At 30.7% G+C, this 22204-nt stretch carries 15 protein-coding genes; 13 read left to right on the forward strand and 2 right to left on the reverse strand.

Features of this window, described 5'->3' with window-relative positions; translation table 11 throughout:
- Window positions 1-125 precede the first annotated feature (125 nt).
- Together AC28QF_RS08150 and AC28QF_RS08155 are read right to left on the reverse strand one after the other, a co-directional pair.
- Window positions 126-503, reverse strand: a complete 378-nt coding sequence (locus AC28QF_RS08150; RefSeq protein ID WP_218773036.1) for a PUR family DNA/RNA-binding protein — start codon at window positions 501-503, stop codon at window positions 126-128.
- A gap of 81 nt (window positions 504-584) precedes the next feature.
- Window positions 585-2339 carry an ABC transporter ATP-binding protein gene (locus tag AC28QF_RS08155; RefSeq protein ID WP_488201352.1) on the reverse strand — a complete coding sequence of 585 codons (1755 nt, stop codon included), beginning with the start codon at window positions 2337-2339 and terminating at the stop codon, window positions 585-587.
- A gap of 160 nt (window positions 2340-2499) precedes the next feature.
- Here AC28QF_RS08155 and AC28QF_RS08160 point away from each other — a divergent pair, with 160 nt between their 5' ends.
- From AC28QF_RS08160 to AC28QF_RS08220, 13 genes are all read left to right on the forward strand, one after another.
- Window positions 2500-3600: a Glu/Leu/Phe/Val family dehydrogenase gene (locus AC28QF_RS08160; protein ID WP_488201351.1), complete on the forward strand. Its 1101-nt coding sequence runs from the start codon at window positions 2500-2502 to the stop codon at window positions 3598-3600.
- Window positions 3601-3677: 77 nt separating this feature from the next.
- Entirely contained in the window at window positions 3678-4616 is a 939-nt protein-coding gene (nusB, locus tag AC28QF_RS08165) for a transcription antitermination factor NusB (RefSeq protein ID WP_488201350.1), read from the forward strand.
- A 37-nt stretch (window positions 4617-4653) separates the two neighbouring features.
- The gene (locus AC28QF_RS08170; RefSeq protein ID WP_488201349.1) at window positions 4654-5121 is read left to right on the forward strand and encodes a DUF1573 domain-containing protein; all 468 of its coding nucleotides are present in this window, start codon (window positions 4654-4656) and stop codon (window positions 5119-5121) included.
- Window positions 5121-5441, forward strand: a complete 321-nt coding sequence (gene yajC / locus AC28QF_RS08175) for a preprotein translocase subunit YajC (protein ID WP_275314788.1) — start codon at window positions 5121-5123, stop codon at window positions 5439-5441. The genes AC28QF_RS08170 and yajC overlap by 1 nt, the downstream gene beginning before the upstream one ends.
- 80 nt (window positions 5442-5521) lie before the next feature.
- Window positions 5522-6445, forward strand: coding sequence for a CdaR family protein (locus AC28QF_RS08180; protein ID WP_488201348.1), 924 nt, complete (start codon window positions 5522-5524; stop codon window positions 6443-6445).
- Window positions 6445-7035: a dephospho-CoA kinase gene (coaE, locus tag AC28QF_RS08185; RefSeq protein ID WP_488201347.1), complete on the forward strand. Its 591-nt coding sequence runs from the start codon at window positions 6445-6447 to the stop codon at window positions 7033-7035. Before AC28QF_RS08180 ends, coaE begins: the two co-directional genes overlap by 1 nt.
- Window positions 7036-7144: 109 nt before the next feature.
- Entirely contained in the window at window positions 7145-8710 is a 1566-nt protein-coding gene (locus tag AC28QF_RS08190) for a sensor histidine kinase (protein WP_488201346.1), read from the forward strand.
- 10 nt (window positions 8711-8720) lie between these two features.
- Complete coding sequence (locus tag AC28QF_RS08195) at window positions 8721-9419, forward strand: response regulator transcription factor (protein ID WP_488201345.1); 699 nt, start codon at window positions 8721-8723, stop codon at window positions 9417-9419.
- A gap of 122 nt (window positions 9420-9541) precedes the next feature.
- Window positions 9542-10438, forward strand: coding sequence for an ABC transporter ATP-binding protein (locus AC28QF_RS08200; protein ID WP_488201344.1), 897 nt, complete (start codon window positions 9542-9544; stop codon window positions 10436-10438).
- A gap of 10 nt (window positions 10439-10448) precedes the next feature.
- Entirely contained in the window at window positions 10449-11324 is an 876-nt protein-coding gene (locus AC28QF_RS08205; protein ID WP_488201343.1) for an ABC transporter permease, read from the forward strand.
- Between the two features lie 51 nt (window positions 11325-11375).
- Complete coding sequence (locus AC28QF_RS08210) at window positions 11376-15902, forward strand: T9SS type B sorting domain-containing protein (RefSeq protein ID WP_488202416.1); 4527 nt, start codon at window positions 11376-11378, stop codon at window positions 15900-15902.
- Window positions 15903-15949: 47 nt separating this feature from the next.
- Entirely contained in the window at window positions 15950-19246 is a 3297-nt protein-coding gene (locus AC28QF_RS08215) for a T9SS type B sorting domain-containing protein (protein ID WP_488202417.1), read from the forward strand.
- Window positions 19247-19391: 145 nt separating this feature from the next.
- Complete coding sequence (locus tag AC28QF_RS08220; RefSeq protein ID WP_488201340.1) at window positions 19392-22193, forward strand: T9SS type B sorting domain-containing protein; 2802 nt, start codon at window positions 19392-19394, stop codon at window positions 22191-22193.
- Window positions 22194-22204: the final 11 nt, after the last annotated feature.

The raw sequence follows: 22204 nt of genomic DNA on the forward strand, positions 1-22204 counted from the left end.
AAAAAGCACCAACTTTTAACAGTTAGTGCTCTTATGTGTAAATTGAATTTGAATTGATTTTTTTAGCGCTAACTTAAATACGAAATACGTTTTGTATTTAAGTTTTTACTTCAGTTATCTTCTGCTTAAATATCATCGAAAGAAACGTCTGTAAAACTTTCTGCTGAAGCTACCTCCTGCTCTTCTCCTGTTGTTTCTTCTTCTTTTTTGTAATCTTTTTGGTGACGTTCACTTATTACTTCAGATCCTTTTTCGTTTACAATAAAATCTGTCGCTTTATTTAGCATCTCTTTAAAGTCAGAAAAATCTTCTTTATATAAGTAAATTTTATGCTTTTGATAATGAAAAGAACCATCATCATGGGTGAATTTTTTACTCTCTGTTACCGTTAAGTAATAGTCATCTGCTTTTGTAGATCTTACATCAAAAAAATAGGTTCTTCTTCCAGCTCTTAAAACTTGTGAAAAAATTTCTTCTTGCTCTACTCTCTCTCTCTCACTCATAATTCGTTTCTTAAATAATAATTGTTTACTTAAAATTGCTCAACAAATCTAACAAAATAATTGACTTGGCAATACGAAACCTTACATTTCTTTTTCTAAAAGTTGCTGTTCGTAAAGCTCTTTATAATAACCTGCTGTTTCTATTAATTGATTATGAACACCTTGCTGAATAATCTTACCTTCATCTAAAATAATAATTTTATCGGCATTTTTTGCTGATGAAACTCTGTGGCTAATAATAATTGTGGTTTTATCGCTCGATACTTTTTCTAAATTAAATAGAATTTGCTCTTCTGTTTCTGTATCGACTGCGGATAAACAATCATCAAAAATTAAAATTTTAGGATTCTTTATAATAGCTCTTGCAATAGAAGTTCGCTGCTTTTGCCCTCCCGATAAAGTAACGCCTCGTTCTCCTAAAATAGTTTTATAACCCTCTTTAAAATCGACTATATTATCATGAATCACCGCATTTTTTGCTGCGGCTATAATTTCTTCTTCTGTAGCGTCTTCTTTTCCGAACTTTATATTATTCTGAATCGTATCAGAAAACAAAAACGGATCTTGTGGCACAAAACCAATTTGCCTTCTTACATCATATAAATTGCACTCCTTAATATTTATCCCGTCAATTAAAACTGCTCCCTCACTTACATCATACAAACGAGAAATTAAATTAATTATTGTTGTTTTTCCACTTCCTGTTTTACCTAAAACAGCTAAAGTTTCTCCTTTTTTAATTACCAGGTTCACTTTATTTAAAGCAGTAATATTGGTATCTTCATACGTTAAAGACACATTTTTAAATTCAATTTCTCCTGCAACCTCAGTCGTTACATCTGTAGTATTTACAATTTCAGGAATCTCTTCTAAGAATTCATTAATTCTTTGTTGCGAAGCTTCTGCTTGTTGCACCATAGAAGTTACCCAACCAACTACTGCTACAGGCCAAGTAAGAATATTTACATACATTACAAATGCCCCAATGGCTCCTAGTTGAATTTCACCTGCAATGTATTGTTTACCTCCTATATACAGTACTATAATATTACTAAGGCCTATTAATAAAATCATTAGTGGAAAAAATAAAGCCTGAATTTTATATAGCTCTATGTTTTTTTCTTTACTTTGATCTGCTATTTCATCAAACGATGCAATTACCTCTTCTTCTATCGCATAGGATTTCACAACATTAATTCCCGAAAAAAACTCTTGATTAAATGTTGTTAATTTTGATAAGTATTGCTGAACAATTGTACTACGTTTATTTATTTGCCTACTTAACACAAAAATAGAAACCGATAAAATAGGAAACGGAATCATGGTATATAATGTAAGCTTTGGTGAAATGGCATACATCTGAGAAAACCCAATTGCTAGAGATACCAACATGTTTAAAGAATACATAATTGCAGGTCCGAAATACATACGAACCTTAGATACATCTTCACTAATACGATTCATTAAATCGCCCGTTCTGTTCTTTTTATAAAAATTGTTAGATAAGCGTTGGTATTGCTGATAAATCTCATTCTTAAGATCAAACTCAATCATTCTCGACATTACAATAATTGTTTGTCTCATTAAAAAAGTAAAAAAACCTCCTAATAAAGTTACTCCTATTATAAGTAATATATTATGTAGTAAAACGGTTTTTACTTCTGATAAATCTGTTACTTTACCTAACTGATAATCTTCAACAACATTTAAGGAATCACCAACAAAATCGGGAATTTTAAGCGTTAAAATTTTTGCTAATACTGTAATTAATACTCCTAATAATAATCTCCATTTGTATTTAATAAAGTACTTATTAAGATATTGTAATGATTTCAATTTAAATATGTTTTTTGTTAAAAATTAAGGCTCAAAACGCTTTTTCGTTAAAGATAACATAATTTAGGTCTCTTTTTTTGCTTATGTTTTAACGATTTCTTATTTTTGCCCTCGAATTTTAGAGATTATTAAAACAACCTCAAATTAAAAAAAAACAAAAATGACATCAGAAATCATTGATACTAAAGACCTTAAGAATGACCCAGTATTTGGTCAGTTATCTTTTGACAATCACGAACAAATCGTTTTTTGCAATGACGAAGATACAGGTTTAAAAGCAATAATTGGTATTCATAACACAACTTTAGGACCTGCTTTAGGTGGTACTAGAATGTGGCAATATAATAATGAATGGGAGGCTCTTAACGACGTATTACGTTTGTCTCGCGGAATGACTTACAAATCTGCTATTACAGGATTAAATCTTGGTGGTGGTAAAGCTGTAATTATTGGTGATGCCAAAACTCAAAAAAACGATGCTTTAATGCGTAAATTCGGAGAGTATGTAAACTCTTTAAGTGGACGTTATATTACTGCCGAAGACATTGGTATGGAAACTCGCGACATGGATGTTATTCGTGAAGTTACACCTCACGTAACTGGTGTTTCTGAAGCAATTGGAGGATCTGGAAATCCATCTCCTGTAACTGCTTATGGTGTTTACATGGGAATGAAAGCTGCTGCTAAATATCGTTTTGGTACAGATAATTTAGAAGGTAAGAAAATTTTAGTACAAGGAATTGGTCATGTTGGTGAAACTTTAGTAAAACATATTACTGATGAAGGAGCTAAAGTTATCTTAAATGATATAAACGAAGCTCGTTTAGAAGAACTAAGTAAAAAATACGGTGCAAACGTAGTTTTAGGAAATGATATTTACGGGTTAGATGTAGATATTTATGCTCCATGTGCTTTAGGCGCAACAATAAACGACGCAAGTATTGCTCAGTTAAAAGCGAAAGTTATAGCAGGTGCTGCAAATAATCAATTAGAAAATGAGTTAAAACACGGTAAATTATTAAGAGAAAAAGGAATTGCTTACGCACCTGATTTCTTAATTAACGCTGGTGGAATTATAAATGTATATGCAGAAGTTGCTGGTTACGACAAGGCTGAAAGCTTAAAAAGAACTGAAAACATCTACAATACTACCTTAGATATTTTCAATTTAGCCGATAAAGAAAGTATTACAACACACCAAGCTGCTTTTAATATTGCACAAGCAAGAATTGATGCTCGTAAAAAAGAGCAAAATAGCTAGATAAAAAACAAAAAAGTTTTATTTTTGCAGAGCGTTAGAAATATTTTCTATCGCTCTTTTTTTTAAAGTTCTTTAAAATGATTAACAGAAGACATATTCGAGTTAAGGTAATGCAGTCGGTTTATGCAATGCAGCAATCGCAAAGTGATAATATTGTAAAGGAAGAAAAATTCTTGCAAAACAGTATTCAAAAAATGTATGATTTATATGTTCTTAACCTCCAACTGTTAGTTGAAGTTCAGAAATTAGCTCATAAAAGAATAGAACTTTCTAAAAAGAAAATTCTTGTCACCAAAGAAGACTTAAACCCTAACACTAAGTTTGTTAACAATAAAGTTATCAACTTACTTAACGAAAGTGTAAGTTTAGAGGGTTATGTTGAACTTAACAACCTTAATTATTGGGAATTTGACAATGAATATGTTCGTATTATTTTAGATGAATTACTAGAAAGTGATTTATATAAAAAATACATGATTACAGCTGATGATTCATACGCTACAGACAAAAATTTTATTATCGAATTTTTTAAAGAAATAATTGCGCCTAATGAAAAATTAGCAGATTATTTTGAAGATAAGATGATTTCGTGGGTAGATGATATTCCTTTTGTAAACACCTGGATAGTAAAATCGTTAAATAAACAAAAAGCTCATAACCCTTTTATTTTAGGAAGCTTATATAAAGATAGTGAAGACAAGCAGTTTGTATCTAACTTATTTACTAAAACGGTATTACATCAACATAAATATCAAGAAGATATTATAGATAAAACTCCGAATTGGGAAGCAGATAGAATTGCGGATATCGATATGATTATTATTAAAATGTCGATTACCGAATTTTTACATTTCCCCTCAATACCTACAAGAGTTAGTATAAACGAGTACATAGAACTTGCCAAAGATTATTCGACAAACAAAAGTGGTTATTTTATCAATGGTGTTTTAGATAAATTATCTAAAGATTACCTTGCTTCTGAGAAGATGGTTAAAATTGGTAGAGGATTATTATAAAATTATTATTTTTACAAATAAATTAAAATATATTAAAATGAAGAAAATAGCAGTAGCAATTGCATTTGTTCTTTCAACAGGAATATTAGTTTCTTGTGGGCAAGGAAATGCATCATCTAAAGTAAAAAAAGAAAACGTAGAAAACGCTGAGAAAAGAGATGTTTCTATTAATGCTGGCGCAGCTTCTATATCTTTTGACAAACAAGAATATAATTTCGGAACTGTGAAAGAAGGAGATGTTGTTAAAACTTCTTTTACTGTAACAAATACAGGTAAAGGAGATTTAGTTATTACAAATGCACAAGCAAGTTGTGGATGTACTGTACCAGTTTGGCCTAAGGAAGCTATTGCTCCTGGAGAAACAGGTGAAATACAAGTAAGTTTTAACACAAACGGTAAACCTAACAGACAATCTAAATCTATAACATTAACTACAAATACTGTAAAAGGTAGAGAAATCTTAAAGATTTCTGGTATGGTAACTCCTAAAAACAAAGCGATATAATGTTTGCATCTATTTTTTTACAAGCAAGTACACAAGAAAGTATTATGAATATGCTTCCTTTTGTTGCCATGATTGGTGTTTTTTATTTTTTGATTATTCGCCCGCAAATGAAGCGTCAAAAAAATGAAAAGAAATTTCAATCAACAGTTCAAAAAGGAAGTAAAGTAATTACAAGTAGTGGAATTCATGGTAAAATTGTTGAAATCAACGATAACGATAATACTATTACTATTGAAACAGGTGCTGGGAAAATTAAATTTGAACGATCTGCTATTTCAATGGAATTAAGCAAAAAATACAATACAGAAGTTAAAAAGTAATTAATGTATTTATTATAAAAAAGAGCGCTAATTAGCGCTCTTTTTTGTTTTTTATGTAGATTGCATAATATTTATAAACTTTGAAAGACATTTTTAACATACCTAAAGCTTTTTTCGGTTTTTTATTAGCCTCTATTCTCTTTTGGCTATTAATAAATCTATCGAAAGAATACACTGTTGAGATAGCTATTGACACGGTGTATACTAATTTATCTATCGAAAAAACAATTATTGACACTCCTATTAAAAAAATTCCTTTACTTATAAAAGGAAGTGGTTTTAAATTGATTTCTACTAGTTTTTCTAATGATAAAATAGCACTAGATTTAAAACTAATAAGCAAAAAAAAAGATACTGATTACTATTTTTACACTAAAAAACTACAATCTGAGGTACAAAATCAGTTAAAAAATGGCATCAAATTAGTTAGCATTCAAAAAGATACTATTCCTTTAAAAATTGGAACTTTACATTCTAAAGAAGTTCCTTTAATAACCAATTTAGATATAAATTTTAAGCTTGGTCATGATTTATCATCTCCCATAAGTGTACAACCTAATACCGTTTTAATTTCAGGTGAACAGTCTTTATTAAAGAAAATATCCTCTCTAGATTTAGCGCCGATAAATTTAGACAATGTTTCTAAAAGCATTAAAATTAACGCATCAATAAATATTCAGCCAAACATTAAAATAGATATTACATCTGCTCAAATAAGCATTTTTGTTGATAAATTTACAGAAGGAGAAGTTGAAGTTCCTATTTCAATAAAAAATGCTCCTAAAGAAATAAATATTTTCCCTAAAAAAGTAAAGATCATATACAAAGTAGGCTTAAAAAACTTTAATAAAGTAGATGCTAGTTTATTTAGAATAGAATGTGATTATAATCAGGTAAAAAACAATCAAGCTACCTATTTAGCTCCCAAATTAATTAAGCTTCCAGATTCGGTTACTGTCGTTAGAATAGTTCCTGAAAAAATAGACTTTTTAATACATAAATAATGGTAATAGGTATAACAGGCGGTATTGGCAGCGGAAAATCGACTGTTATAAAAATGTTTTCTAAATTTAAAAACATTGCTATTTATATTGCAGATGATGAAGCAAAAAAATTAATGAACTCTTCTATTGAGATTAAAACGCAATTAATTGCTGAGTTCGGTAAAGATGTATACATAAACAACAACCTTAATAGACCTTATTTAGCTAATATTGTTTTTAAAGACACGCAAAAGTTAAATGTTTTAAATGCTATTGTGCACCCAGTTGTTAACCAACATTTACAAGACTTTATCCTTAAAAATATTCATAAAGATTATATTTTATATGAAAATGCAATTTTATTTGAAAATGGAAGCAATGCTTTTTGCAATAAAATAATTACTGTTACGGCTCCTGAAAAAACTAGAATTCAACGTGTTTTAGAAAGAGATAAAACTACTATAGACGCTGTAAAAAGTAGGATTAAAAGTCAATGGAATCAATCAAAAAAAACATTGCAATCTCATTATGTAATTGAAAATATCACTTTTACCAAAACCGAAGAGCAAATATTAAATATTCATAATATTTTAACAAAAATCATCAAGTAACTTACGTGTTTTTACTTTTTTTTGTTAAAATCATCTTAATTTTTCAGTAACTTTGTTAATCTAAGTTAAAAGCAAACACTCCTTCGTTTTATTGATTTATTTTTGAATAATGGGTAAGAAAATTTTTATTCTTATTGTTGTATTAATGAGCATTTCTTTAATAGGTATTATCGCTGTTCAAGTATATTGGATTAAGGATTCTATAAAGAGTAAACAACAACAATTTGACAATAACATTAAAATTGCATTAGCAAAAACATCTGAAAGGATTAAGGATAGTGAGTACTCTGAATTTGTACAAAACAATCAGGAGTTTCTTAATGACAGAAAGTTTGTTTCTAAAGCTGAAATAGACACTTATTTATTTCAACAGATAGACACAACTAATAAAAGAAAATTTACATTTGGTACTACTCTTTTAGCTGAGAGCATAAAGATGCCAAGTGATTTTGTAAACAACGATTCTATAGTTTTTAAACGCTATACCGGTAAACAAGATTTTTATTCATCGCAAGTAATTAAATCTACCAATAAAGATTTTAACTCTTTTATTGAAGAAAACAGTTTTTCGACCGTAAAAACATATCCGAAATTTAATAGAAGATTAACTGAAGATATGCTTCTTCAACGCAACAAAATTTACCCTATTAACGAGCGAATAAGCAACATACAACTTAACAATACTATAAGAGAAGAGTTAAGCAAAATGAATATTAACCAAGATTTTAAATACTGTGTATATGAAGATGGTTTAGCTACACAATTAAAATCTGGTTACTTTAATATTCAACCAAATGATGCATATCATAGTTTATTTGCAGATGACAATGGTAATAGTGAATACAAACTGTATGTAAAATTTCCTGATGAGCGTAAAAATCTTTTATCAGGAATGATGAAAATTCTAGGCTTATCTTTATTATTTATTGGTATAATTATTGCTGCTTTTTCAACATCATTATATCAATTAGTTCGTCAAAAAAAGATTTCTGAGATAAAAACAGATTTCATAAACAACATGACACATGAGTTTAAAACACCTATTGCGACTATAAACCTAGCTTTAGATGCTATTAAAAATCCGAAAATAATATCAGACGAGACTAAAGTAAAGCGTTATGTGCAAATGATACGTGAAGAAAACAAACGTATGCACGGTCAGGTAGAAAATGTATTGCGAATTTCTAGATTAGAGAAAAATCAGATAGAAATTAGTAAGGATGCTATCGATATGCACGACACTATAGAAGAAGCTATTGAACACATTCAATTATTAGTAGACGATAAAAAAGGAAGTGTAACATCTCATTTCAAAGCTATATCAACTGAAGTACTTGGTAACCAGTTTCATATAATTAACATTATAGTTAATATGTTAGAAAACGCCATAAAATACTCTAATGAAAGCCCAAAAATTGATGTTTATACTGAGAGTACAAATAAATACTTTATCTTTAAGATAAAAGATGAAGGTATTGGAATGAGTAGAAATGCTCAGAAATATGTTTTTGATAAATTTTACAGAGAACATAAAGGAAATATACATAACGTAAAAGGTCATGGTTTAGGACTGGCTTATGTTAAGGAGATTATAGACAGCCATCATGGTACTGTTCATGTTGAAAGTGAAAAAGGTAAAGGAAGTTTATTTACAGTGAAATTACCGTTAATTTAAAATCAAAAAAATGGGAAGCAAAAAAATACTATTAGTAGAAGACGATCCGAATTTCGGAACAGTTCTTAAAGATTATTTAGCATTAAATGACTACAACGTTACACATGCTAAAGATGGGATAGATGGGTTAATCATGTTTAAAAACGGAGAATATGATTTATGTATTTTAGATGTTATGATGCCTCGTAAAGACGGCTTTTCATTAGCACAAGATATTCGTGTTACAAATAAAGAAATTCCAATTATCTTTTTAACCGCTAAAACATTAAAAGAAGATGTTTTAAGAGGTTACCAAGTTGGTGGTGATGATTATTTAAACAAACCTTTCGATTCTGAAGTTTTATTACATAAAATAAAAGCTATTTTACAGCGTAAAGAAAACGAAAAATCTAGCGACACAGATGAGTTTGAGTTTAAAATTGGTGGATTTGAGTTTAACTCTAAACTACGCCACCTTTCACTTAATGGTGCAGAAGCGCAAAAACTCTCACCAAAAGAAAGTAAACTTTTACGCATGTTGGCTATTCATAAAAATGATTTAATGCCACGTGAATTGGCGTTAACAAAAATTTGGAGAGATGACAACTACTTCACTTCTCGTAGTATGGATGTTTATATTGCTAAACTTCGTAAATACTTAAAAGGCGATGAAAATGTTGAAATACTTAACATTCATGGTGAAGGGTTTAGATTATTAGAAAAAATATAAAAACTAAATCATAAAAAGATTAATAAAGACTTCCTTTTCCCAGGAAGTCTTTTCTTTTTTATAAATTGTAACAATAATTTTAGTGAGTCGTCGAATATACATAATCAACAAAACCAAAAAACTTGGAAACAATTTTATCAATAAAAAACCTCGATAAAAAATACGGAAAAGTCCACGCGGTAAACAACCTTTCTTTTGATATTAAAAAAGGAAATGTTTACGGAATTTTAGGACCTAACGGAAGTGGAAAATCAACCACTTTAGGGATTATTTTAAATGTAGTTAACGAAAATTCTGGTAGTTTTAGTTGGTTTGATGGAAAGCTATCTACTCATGAAGCTTTAAAAAAAGTAGGGGCTATTATTGAACGTCCAAATTTTTATCCATACATGACTGCTGTTCAAAATTTACAATTAATTTGTAAAATCAAAGGAGTTTCTGCTGATAAAATTGATGAAAAATTAAAAGTAGTTAACCTCTTCGAAAGAAAAGATAGTAAATTTAAAACCTACTCTTTAGGTATGAAGCAACGTTTAGCAATTGCTTCTGCATTGTTAAATGACCCTGAAATATTAATTTTAGATGAACCAACAAACGGCTTGGATCCACAAGGAATTCATGAAATTCGTCAAATAATTAAAGATATTGCCAAAAACGGAACTACTATTTTACTAGCCTCTCACCTACTCGATGAAGTTGAAAAGGTTTGTACACATGTTCTTATCATAAGAAATGGTATAAAATTATACAGCGGTAGCGTTGATAATATGGTTGTTTCAAATGGCGTTATAGAAGTTAAAACAGATGATGATATAGACAAACTAGTAAATGTTTTAAAAAATTATTACGAAATAGCAACAGTTGATGTTGAAGGTGACTTAGTAACTGCACGCTTAGAAAATGAAATTTCTGCTTCGCAATTAAATAAACACTTATACGAAAACGGAGTAATTGTTTCCCACTTAGTTAAGCGAAAACTAAGCTTAGAACAACAATTTTTAGATTTAACAAATAACTAATTCAACAAACATGCTACGTCTTTTATATATAGAATTCCATAAACTTAAATACAGTAGAGCGAGTAAAGTTCTATCAATCATATATTTTGCCTTATTAACTTCTGTTGCTTTAATTGCCGCTATTAAATTTGATATTGGTCCAATTAAATTCCATTTAGCTGATCAAGGTATTTTTAACTTTCCTTACATATGGCATTTTAATACTTATATGGCAGCCACTTTTAAATTCTTTTTACTTCTTGTAATTGTTTCTATGATGGCCAATGAATACAGTTATAAAACATTAAAACAGAATTTAATTGACGGACTAAGTAAAAAAGAATTTATTCTATCTAAATTTTATACTGTTATAGCGTTTGCTTTTATATCAACAATTTTTGTTTTCGTAACCTCACTAATACTAGGTGCTATTTATTCTGATTTTAATGAATTATCAATAATTTTCTCTGATTTAAACTACCTTCTTGCTTTCTTTATTAAACTAGTAGGTTTCTTTTCTTTTGGATTATTCTTAGGTATATTAATTAAACGATCAGCATTTGCTGTTGCCGCAATGGTTGTATGGTTAACTATAGAAAGTATTTTTAAAGGTTATTTATATTGGACATTTAATAAAGCGGCCTTCAAATCAGATTCTGTAAATAGTAATGATTTATCACAAATAAATGTTGATGACATCATGCAATTCTTCCCTTTAGAAGCAATGTCAAACCTAATAAAAGAACCATTTTCAAGATTAGGAGCTGTTAAATCTGTTGCCAATCAAATAGGTGAAAATTTTACTAAAGACTATTCTGTAAGTTGCATTAATATTGGTATCGTTTTAATTTGGATATTTATTTTTATATATGCTTCATTTTTATTGTTAAAAAAACGAGATTTATAGAGGGTATTCAGTAGTTTAGCTGTTCTATTTTGAGTAAGAAAACAGCTAAGAATGAAAAAATTACTACTCTCTTTATTTTTTTTAACAATAACGACTTCTGTATTTAGCCAAAAAGAAGCAAATTTTTGGTATTTCGGTACCAATGCTGCTTTAGATTTTAACTCTGGTTCTCCTATACCTGTAGCTAATAGTGAACTTAATACAGTAGAAGGATGCTCGTCTTTTTCAAATTCAAAAGGTGAGTTACTTTTTTATGTTGGAGCTCCAAATCCGGATGCAGCAAATTTAACGATATGGAATAGAAACAATAATCCAATGCCTTTTTCTGACACCTCTTCTGGCGGACAAACGTTAAAAGGAGCATCTTCAAGTTCACAATCAGCTCTTACTATTCCTGCCCCAAAAAAAGATGACATTTACTATCTTTTTACAGTAGGTGCCACAATAGGAAGTGTTGGTGAATATGGTTTTTGGTATTATACTATTGATATGACTAAAGATAGTGGCTTAGGCGATATTACCACAGGACCAACAGAACTTCATACAAGTGCTTTAAAAGATCAATGGAGTGAAAAAGTTACAGCAGTAAGAGCAGATGCGTGTAATACTTATTGGGTAATTTCATTTGCTACTAATAATACATTTTTCTCATTTAAGGTTGATGAAAATGGCGTAGATATTAATAACCCTGTTGTTTCAAATATCAGCGGTTTATTTGCTAATGACCCAAGAGGTTATTTAAAAGTATCTCCCGACGGTACCAAGCTTGTTTTGGCTAACATGACAGACGGAGCTTTTTTATTCGATTTTGATGATGTCACAGGTAAAGTAACTAATTTTAATAATGAAGCAACTCCACAATCATTAAACACGAACTTTGAAAATGCATATGGAGTTGAATTTTCAACTTCTAGTAGAAGGCTATATCTTTCTACAGGTGAATTTAATGGCGCCAACGAAAATCTTTTTCAATACGATATAACCCAACCAACATTAACAGATGTAAATATTTCTAGATATACAGTTCACACATATTTCAACACAAGAGGCGCACTTCAACTAGGTCCTGATAGTAAAATATATTGGACAAGTGATAAAAGCACAAAGATAAGTGTTGTAAACAATCCTGAAGAGCTAGGAGCTGCTTGTAACTATTCTCATCAATCGGTTGATTTAGGTGGAGCCTTTGCCACGCAAGGTTTACCTCCTTTTTTATCTTCCTTATTACTTCCTATCGAAATTACAGACGCTACAACAGGTAAAATTCTTAATAACCAAACAGAACAAAATTGCGTTGGTGAAGATTTAAACGTTTCCCCAGAAGATGTTGTTGCTCAAGCTGGCTCAGTAATAACATACGAATGGTTTTACAATACTAACACAACTCCGATATCGACAACAAAAGACCTTAACCTAATTAATTTAGCTATATCAAATGCAGGTGATTATAAATTAAAAGTATCACTTACAGATGTTTGTGGCGATACAACAACATTAGAAGGAATTTTTAAACTAGAGGTTTATGAAGCTACTTCTGCAACACAGCCTACTAATGTTTTCTTTTGTGATATTGATAATGATGGTTTTAATACTTTCGATTTACAAAACGACGTAACTCCAGAGGTTTTAAACGGCCAGGATCCTACTATTTTTGAAGTAAAGTATTTTTTATCTCAAACTGATGCTGACGCTAATATAAATGAAGTAACAAACCCATATACAAATCCAACTGCATTTAGCAATCAAACTATGTATGCAAGAATGCATAACATAACTGCTCCAAATGCTTGTTATGATGTTAAAAATTTCATTTTAGCTGTTACAGGAAACCCTACTCCTCAAACTCCTACAGATTATGAACAATGTGATGATATCTCTATCGGAACAGATATTGATGGCTTTTTTAATAACTTTATATTAAATACAAAGGATACTGAAATTTTAGGCTCTCTAGATCCTTCCGTTTACGAAATATCATATCACACAACTTTAACTGGAGCTCAAACAGATAAAAACACTGATGCTATAGATAAAAACAGTCCATACAGAAATACTACGGTTAATTCTCAACTAATTTATGTTCGAGTAGAAAACGTAAACAACCCTGCTTGTAACGACACATCTAAGTCATTTAATTTAATTGTGAATCCGCTTCCTGTAATTGCAAACAATAGTGTAACATTAAGACAATGTGATACAGATGCAGATTTAATGACTACTGTAAACTTAACTTTAGCTGAAAAAAACATTTCAACAAACTACATAAACGAAACTTTTAAATATTACCCTACCGAGAATGATGCTATAAATAATACTGCCGAAATAATAAATCAAACAACACATTCTGTTACAAATGGTGATATTGTTTGGGTACGAACAATTTCTAATAAAACTTGTTATAGAATTTCAAGAATAGAAATTATTGTTGGTTTTGCTTCGGATGTTGTTTATAACCAAGAATTTGCTAATTGTGATGACTTTTTAGATACTGACGGTAATGATACTATTAATAATAATGATACAGACGGAATTACATATTTCGACCTCAGTTCTGTTGAAACAGATATTAAAGCTACTTTTCCTGTAGCAAATAGACCAAATTTAGAGGTGTTAATTTTCGAATCTATTGCTGATAGAGATGCAGTAACGAACAATATAACAAACACCTCCAACTACCGTAATACAAATGTTCCTGCGCTAACATCGCAATCTTTGTATGTAAAAATAATAGACAAAACAAATAACGATTGTCAGGGTTTAGGTAGTTTTACCATTTTAGCACAACAACCTCCTGTTGCCAATAAAGTTTTAGATTTTAATCTTTGTGATGATTTTGATAGTGGTTCTTTTAACGATGGTCAAAATATTGATATAAACTTAAGAGATCGCGTTAATGATATTTTAGGAGCTTCTCAACCGGCAGCAGATTACACGGTTACTTTTCATACCACAGCTACAGATGCTAACTCAGGAAATTCACCTATCCCAAACGACACTAACTATACAAATCAAACAAGAGATTTAGAAATCATTTATGTTCGTGTTGTAAACGATACTACTGGTTGCTTTAACGATCATACTACCTTTAATATTGTTATCAATCCATTACCAACTATTACCAACGCAATTCCTGATCTAGAAATTTGTGATATTGCTACAGCAAGTGATGGTGATTCTAGAAACAGGCTTGCTCAGAATATAAATTTATCAGAAAGAGACGTAGATGTTCTTAACGGTAGAGATGCTAGTTTATTCGACATTACCTATCATAGAACTCGTGATAATGCTATTGATGGTTTATTACCTCTTAACAAAACAAATTATACGAACGATCCTGCTTTCACCAATTTTCCTGCAGATTTATTAACCGATGATCCTGCTACCGAAATTATTTACATTAGTATTTTAAACACGGTTACAAATTGTAGATATGGTATTGCAACTTTACAATTAGTAATATATCCAGAACCTAACATTCCTTTAAACACAGCCACAAACTATATAGATTGTGATAATGAAACCGATACAAATTCTGATGATGCAAACGGAATTAACGGAGACATTACGCTGAAAAATAAAATCCCTGAAATATTAACAAACTATACCGCTAGTGAATACAGTAATTTCACTGTAACATTTCACGAAAACTTAGCAGATGTGCAATCTGGGGCAAACGCTTTAAACGATAACAAATATCAAAATACAGTAAACAATCAAACAATATATGTTAGAGTTGTAAATAATAACACCTCGTGTATTCATGATGATTTAACATTTAATATTATAATAAATCCATTACCAGATTTTACTGTTGATACGCCAGTAATTGTTTGTCTAAACAATCCACAAACAAGACTAGAACCTATAAATCCTAACGCAACATATAGTTATGAATGGACATTGAAAGGAGATTCTACTATTCTTAGTACTGATGCTTTTTACGATGCAACAGTAGGCGGAACTTATATTATATCTGCCACTATGCAAGATGGTACTGGCTGTAAAAGAAACAGAGAAATTATAGTAAACGAATCTGCAACTCCAACTTTAACAAGCGATGATATTGTTATTATTGATGACACAAATAACAGTGGATTAGATAATTATTCAATTAAAATAATTACAGAGAATCAAAATTTAGGTATCGGTGATTACGAGTTTGCTATTATTGATGAAGATAATAGTATAACAGGTTTTCAAGACGAGCCTTTATTTAATAATATATTAGGTGGTTTTTATACTGTTTTGGTTAGAGATAAAAATGGTTGTCAGCCAAATGCTGAGTTAGAAATAGCTGTTGTTGAATATCCTAAATTCTTAACTCCAAATGGAGACGGACAAAATGATACTTGGAAAATTAAAGGAGCTAATTCTAGTTTTTACCCTTCTAGTAATATAACTATTTTTAATAGACACGGTAAAGTAGTTGCTATTATTTCTATAGATGATAACGGCTGGGATGGAACCTACAACGGAAAAACATTACCATCTAACGACTATTGGTTTAAAACTCAACTTGTAGATAGAAAAGGAAAAATTTACCAACATCAAGGACACTTTTCTTTATTGAGAAGATAAACTAAGAAACACTTTTTACAACAAAAAAACTATTTATTTCTCTTGCTATGAAAAAAATTATTACTTTATTTATTTTTTTATTCCCGTCAATTATATTTTCTCAAGACGGAGGTTCAACTTGTGACAATTCTGAGCCTATGTGCTCAGATAATAATGGAGTAAAAATATTTAATAACACTATAAATACTCCTGATAGTGGAGGTACTGCTTGTTTATATTCAACACCAAACCCAACTTGGTTTTATATTAAAGTTGAATCAACCGGAAACCTAGAGTTTGAAATTATTCAATCTACCAGTTTTGATATAAATGGTAACCCTGTAGGGCTAGAACTTGATGTTGATTTTGCTGCCTGGGGGCCTTTCACCACTTCAGGTTCTAATTGCGCAACATTAGCGAAAGAATGTGTAGATATTAATGGTACCCCTATGCTTTGCCCTGATAATGTTATAGAGCCTAATTATTATACTAATAATTTAGACAACACAAATATTATTGATTGTAGTTATTCCGGATCTAACCGAGAAAACTTTACTATAAACAATGCCTCTACAGGTGAATATTATATTTTATTAGTAACCAATTATGCTAATGTTACAGGTCAAATTAAGTTAGATCAAATAAATTTTTCTAGCTCAGGAGCAGGTACAACAGATTGCTCTATTGTTTCTGGAGAACTAGGTCCTGATCAAGAAATTTGTGATGGAGAAATCGTAATTTTAGATGGCTCCCCAACTATTGGTACTGTTGCCAATTACGAATGGCAAGTAGATACAGGCACTGGATTTACAACTATTCCTGGAGAAAACAACTCCCTTTTAACCATTAATAATAATCTTTCAGGAAACTATAGAGTAATAATTACAGACAACCTAGGTAACAATGGCACCGATGATGTTTCCATTAATTTCACACCGCTTCCTGTAATTGCAAACAACAGTGTAACATTAAGACAATGTGATACAGATGCAGATTTAATGACTACTGTAAACTTAACTTTAGCTGAAAAAAGTATTTCAACAAACTACATAAACGAAACTTTTAAATATTACCCTACCGAGAATGATGCTATAAATAATACTGCCGAAATAATAAATCAAACAACACATTCTGTTACAAATGGTGATATTGTTTGGGTACGAACAATTTCTAATAAAACTTGTTATAGAATTTCAAGAATAGAAATTATTGTTGGTTTTGCTTCGGATGTTGTTTATAACCAAGAATTTGCTAATTGTGATGACTTTTTAGATACTGACGGTAATGATACTATTAATAATAATGATACAGACGGAATTACATATTTCGACCTCAGTTCTGTTGAAACAGATATTAAAGCTACTTTTCCTGTAGCAAATAGACCAAATTTAGAGGTGTTAATTTTCGAATCTATTGCTGATAGAGATGCAGTAACGAACAATATAACAAACACCTCCAACTACCGTAATACAAATGTTCCTGCGCTAACATCGCAATCTTTGTATGTAAAAATAATAGACAAAACAAATAACGATTGTCAGGGTTTAGGTAGTTTTACCATTTTAGCACAACAACCTCCTGTTGCCAATAAAGTTTTAGATTTTAATCTTTGTGATGATTTTGATAGTGGTTCTTTTAACGATGGTCAAAATATTGATATAAACTTAAGAGATCGCGTTAATGATATTTTAGGAGCTTCTCAACCGGCAGCAGATTACACGGTTACTTTTCATACCACAGCTACAGATGCTAACTCAGGAAATTCACCTATCCCAAACGACACTAACTATACAAATCAAACAAGAGATTTAGAAATCATTTATGTTCGTGTTGTAAACGATACTACTGGTTGCTTTAACGATCATACTACCTTTAATATTGTTATCAATCCATTACCAACTATTACCAACGCAATTCCTGATCTAGAAATTTGTGATATTGCTACAGCAAGTGATGGTGATTCTAGAAACAGGCTTGCTCAGAATATAAATTTATCAGAAAGAGACGTAGATGTTCTTAACGGTAGAGATGCTAGTTTATTCGACATTACCTATCATAGAACTCGTGATAATGCTATTGATGGTTTATTACCTCTTAACAAAACAAATTATACGAACGATCCTGCTTTCACCAATTTTCCTGCAGATTTATTAACCGATGATCCTGCTACCGAAATTATTTACATTAGTATTTTAAACACGGTTACAAATTGTAGATATGGTATTGCAACTTTACAATTAGTAATATATCCAGAACCTAACATTCCTTTAAACACAGCCACAAACTATATAGATTGTGATAATGAAACCGATACAAATTCTGATGATGCAAACGGAATTAACGGAGACATTACGCTGAAAAATAAAATCCCTGAAATATTAACAAACTATACCGCTAGTGAATACAGTAATTTCACTGTAACATTTCACGAAAACTTAGCAGATGTGCAATCTGGGGCAAACGCTTTAAACGATAACAAATATCAAAATACAGTAAACAATCAAACAATATATGTTAGAGTTGTAAATAATAACACCTCGTGTATTCATGATGATTTAACATTTAATATTATAATAAATCCATTACCAGATTTTACTGTTGATACGCCAGTAATTGTTTGTCTAAACAATCCACAAACAAGACTAGAACCTATAAATCCTAACGCAACATATAGTTATGAATGGACATTGAAAGGAGATTCTACTATTCTTAGTACTGATGCTTTTTACGATGCAACAGTAGGCGGAACTTATATTATATCTGCCACTATGCAAGATGGTACTGGCTGTAAAAGAAACAGAGAAATTATAGTAAACGAATCTGCAACTCCAACTTTAACAAGCGATGATATTGTTATTATTGATGACACAAATAACAGTGGATTAGATAATTATTCAATTAAAATAATTACAGAGAATCAAAATTTAGGTATCGGTGATTACGAGTTTGCTATTATTGATGAAGATAATAGTATAACCGGTTTTCAAGACGAGCCTTTATTTAATAATATATTAGGTGGTTTTTATACTGTTTTGGTTAGAGATAAAAATGGTTGTCAGCCAAATGCTGAGTTAGAAATAGCTGTTGTTGAATATCCTAAATTCTTAACTCCAAATGGAGACGGACAAAATGATACTTGGAAAATAAAAGGAGCTAGTTCTAGTTTTTACCCTTCTAGTAATATAACCATTTTTAATAGACACGGTAAAGTAGTTGCTATTATTTCTATAGATGATAACGGCTGGGATGGAACCTACAACGGAAAAACATTACCATCTAACGACTATTGGTTTAAAACTCAACTTGTAGATAGAAAAGGAAAAATTTACCAACATCAAGGACACTTTTCTTTATTGAGAAGATAAACTAAGAAACACTTTTTACAACAAAACAAAATCCTAATGAAATTCATTAGGATTTTGTTTTGCTGCAAACACTATAATAATCAGTTATTTACCTTATAATTTATCCTATTTCTATATGTAAATTTGTACAACAAAAAAGTAAAGAATGAAAAAAATAGTTTCCCTTTTTTTTCTTCTCCTCTACACATCCTTAGCTTTTACTCAACAAGAAGCCAACATCTGGTACTTTGGCCGAAATGCTGGTATTGATTTTAGCTCAGGCAATCCTACTGCGCTTACAAATGGTCAATTAAATACTTTTGAAGGATGTTCGTCTATTGCTGATGAAAACGGTAATCTTCTTTTTTATTCTGACGGAGCAACTGTTTGGAATAGAAATCATACAATAATGCCAAATGGAACCGGACTTTTAGGAAATAGCTCTAGCTCTCAATCTGCTTTAATTGTACCAAATCCAACAATGCCAAGTATCTTTTATCTTTTTACCGTTGATGCTCAAGAAAATAATCTTAACGGAGTAAACTACTCTATTATAAATATGAGTTTAAATGGAGGAAATGGAGATATCACGACAAAAAATACCCCTTTAATAAATTCTGCCACAGAAAAAATAACCGCTGTTATTGGCAAAACTTGTGATAGCTTTTGGGTAATTACTGCTGATAGACAACGCTTTTATACCTATGAAGTAACTTCTGCCGGAGTTAACAACACGCCTATTCAATCAAATATAAATACAACTTTAGGCACATTATCTAGTAGAGGTTATTTAAAAATATCGCCCGACGGAACAAAATTAGCGATGGCAGCTGCTGAATCTGGTTCTTTTTTATATGATTTTAATACCACTACAGGTATCGTTAGCAATGAGCGGAGTTTAGACTTAGATTTTAATGATGGTTACGGAGTTGAATTTTCAATTTCAGGAAACAAACTTTATATTTCTACAGGAACATCCTCTAATGGTGGGCAAGCAAACTTATATCAATTTGATGTTTCTAACGCCGATATAAATACAATTAACAACTCAAGAGGTAATGCTTTTTACACCTATTCTGGCTCTAGGGCAGCTGTACAAATTGGACCTAACGGAAAAATTTATCATGCTGTAAATAGACAAAATTATTTGGGTGTAATAAACTCGCCTGAAAGTAATCAGAATGCTATAAATTATATTCATAATGGTGTTAGTTTAAACGGAAGAGAATCTTCCCAAGGTCTTCCGCCTTTTATACAATCGTATTTTTTACCTACCACAATTTTAAATGCAGACAATGATATTGTTATCAGTAATGGAAAACAGTTTTTTTGTGCTGGTAGAGATTATCGTTTAAAGGCTGGTAGAATAGAACCTAGTGCAACATATAGTTGGGAAAAAGATGGAAATATTATCGGAACCGATTCTATATTAACAACAAATGACATTAATTTTGGTGACGGAATTTATAACCTAACAATCGAATTAAATAATGCGTGCAACACAACTTTAACAGCGAGTGCTGATATTGAATTTGTGCCACAACCAACAATTCAAAATGTTCCTATTTTTAATCAATGTGATAGTGACGCCAATCCTTCTGATGGCAGAACAAATTTCGATTTAACAACCCAAGAAGCGCTATTAACAAACAATGCTACGAATGTTAATGTTGATTTTTTTGCGCAGTCAGATACCAACTTTTCAAACCCTTTATCAAAAACAAATTATATAAACCAAACAAATCCCGAAACACTTGTTGTTCGTGTGAGTTTCAATCCTGCAAACAACTCTAATTGTTTTGCTTTAGGCGATATTACTTTAAGCGTTACAAATTCTACAACATCAAACACTAATTTAACCGATGTTTATATCTGTGAAACTGATTTAAATGCCAATGACCCTGATGCTACAAATAGCCAAGGATCTGGGGAGAGTTTTTATGATTTCTCTTTAAAAATAACAGAAATAACAACACTTTTTACAACAATTACAACAAACACACATTCAATTGATTTTTATAGAACGCTTAACGATGCAAATGCGCAGTTAAATGCGATAGTTGCACCTTATGAAGATGATTTATTTACAAATGATTCGGACATTTTTGTACGAATTACACCAATACCTGCTAGTTCTTGTTTTTCGATTACTAGTTTTAAGTTATTTGTGAATTCGTTACCAAATCCACAAGGAAATTCAATTCCCATTCCTCTTTGTATTAATATTCCAAAAGACACTTCACCAATTGCAACATTAGCTTTAGATGCATCAACAGGTACTATTTCCGATACATACCAATGGTATAAAAACGGCCAATTAATTACCAATGCAACAAACGCTATTTATTTAGCTTCAGACGAGGGAGTATATAAAGCTGAAGCGTATTCTACGAATACACTTTTAGAAAATTCGTGCGTGGGATATAACACATTTACCGTAACTACATCAAGCAAAGCTTTTATTGTTAATATTAATACAACGGATGATACTTTAAATGATAATAGCATTACAATTACGGTAACAGGCGAAGGAGATTATGAATATGCTTTAAATGAATCTAATAATTTTATTGATGGAATAACTAATTTTAGTCATACATTTTCGAATTTAGAAGTTGGAATCTATACCATACAGATAAGAGATAAAAATGGTTGCGGAACAACTTATTCTGATGAAATACCTATTATATTCTTTCAGAAACATTGTACGCCTAACGAAGACGGAATTTATGATACTTGGAAAATATTAGGTGTTGACAATGATTTTTTTCAGTCGGTTACCGTAAATATTTACAATCGTTACGGTAAAAGAGTTGCGGTAATACCCAGTAAAGATCACCGAGGTTGGGGAGGAATTTATAACGGTAAAAAACTACCTTCTACAGATTATTGGTACGATGCTATACTACTTGATAAAAACGGAAAAATACGTAGAAAAAAAAGTCATTTTTCGTTGTTAAGAAAATAATAATTACCACG

Source organism: Tenacibaculum sp. M1.3A (assembly GCF_057732375.1).

Bases quoted from the DNA above. Each gene is read 5' to 3' on its own strand.
- AC28QF_RS08160 (WP_488201351.1), top strand. From the start codon at position 2,500: ATGACATCAGAAATCATTGATACTAAAGACCTTAAGAATGACCCAGTA.
- AC28QF_RS08220 (WP_488201340.1), top strand. From the start codon at position 19,392: ATGAAAAAAATAGTTTCCCTTTTTTTTCTTCTCCTCTACACATCCTTA.
- AC28QF_RS08190 (WP_488201346.1), top strand. From the start codon at position 7,145: ATGGGTAAGAAAATTTTTATTCTTATTGTTGTATTAATGAGCATTTCT.
- yajC (WP_275314788.1), top strand. From the start codon at position 5,121: ATGTTTGCATCTATTTTTTTACAAGCAAGTACACAAGAAAGTATTATG.
- AC28QF_RS08215 (WP_488202417.1), top strand. From the start codon at position 15,950: ATGAAAAAAATTATTACTTTATTTATTTTTTTATTCCCGTCAATTATA.
- AC28QF_RS08205 (WP_488201343.1), top strand. From the start codon at position 10,449: ATGCTACGTCTTTTATATATAGAATTCCATAAACTTAAATACAGTAGA.
- coaE (WP_488201347.1), top strand. From the start codon at position 6,445: ATGGTAATAGGTATAACAGGCGGTATTGGCAGCGGAAAATCGACTGTT.
- AC28QF_RS08210 (WP_488202416.1), top strand. From the start codon at position 11,376: ATGAAAAAATTACTACTCTCTTTATTTTTTTTAACAATAACGACTTCT.
- AC28QF_RS08195 (WP_488201345.1), top strand. From the start codon at position 8,721: ATGGGAAGCAAAAAAATACTATTAGTAGAAGACGATCCGAATTTCGGA.
- AC28QF_RS08170 (WP_488201349.1), top strand. From the start codon at position 4,654: ATGAAGAAAATAGCAGTAGCAATTGCATTTGTTCTTTCAACAGGAATA.
- AC28QF_RS08150 (WP_218773036.1), bottom strand. From the start codon at position 503: ATGAGTGAGAGAGAGAGAGTAGAGCAAGAAGAAATTTTTTCACAAGTT.
- nusB (WP_488201350.1), top strand. From the start codon at position 3,678: ATGATTAACAGAAGACATATTCGAGTTAAGGTAATGCAGTCGGTTTAT.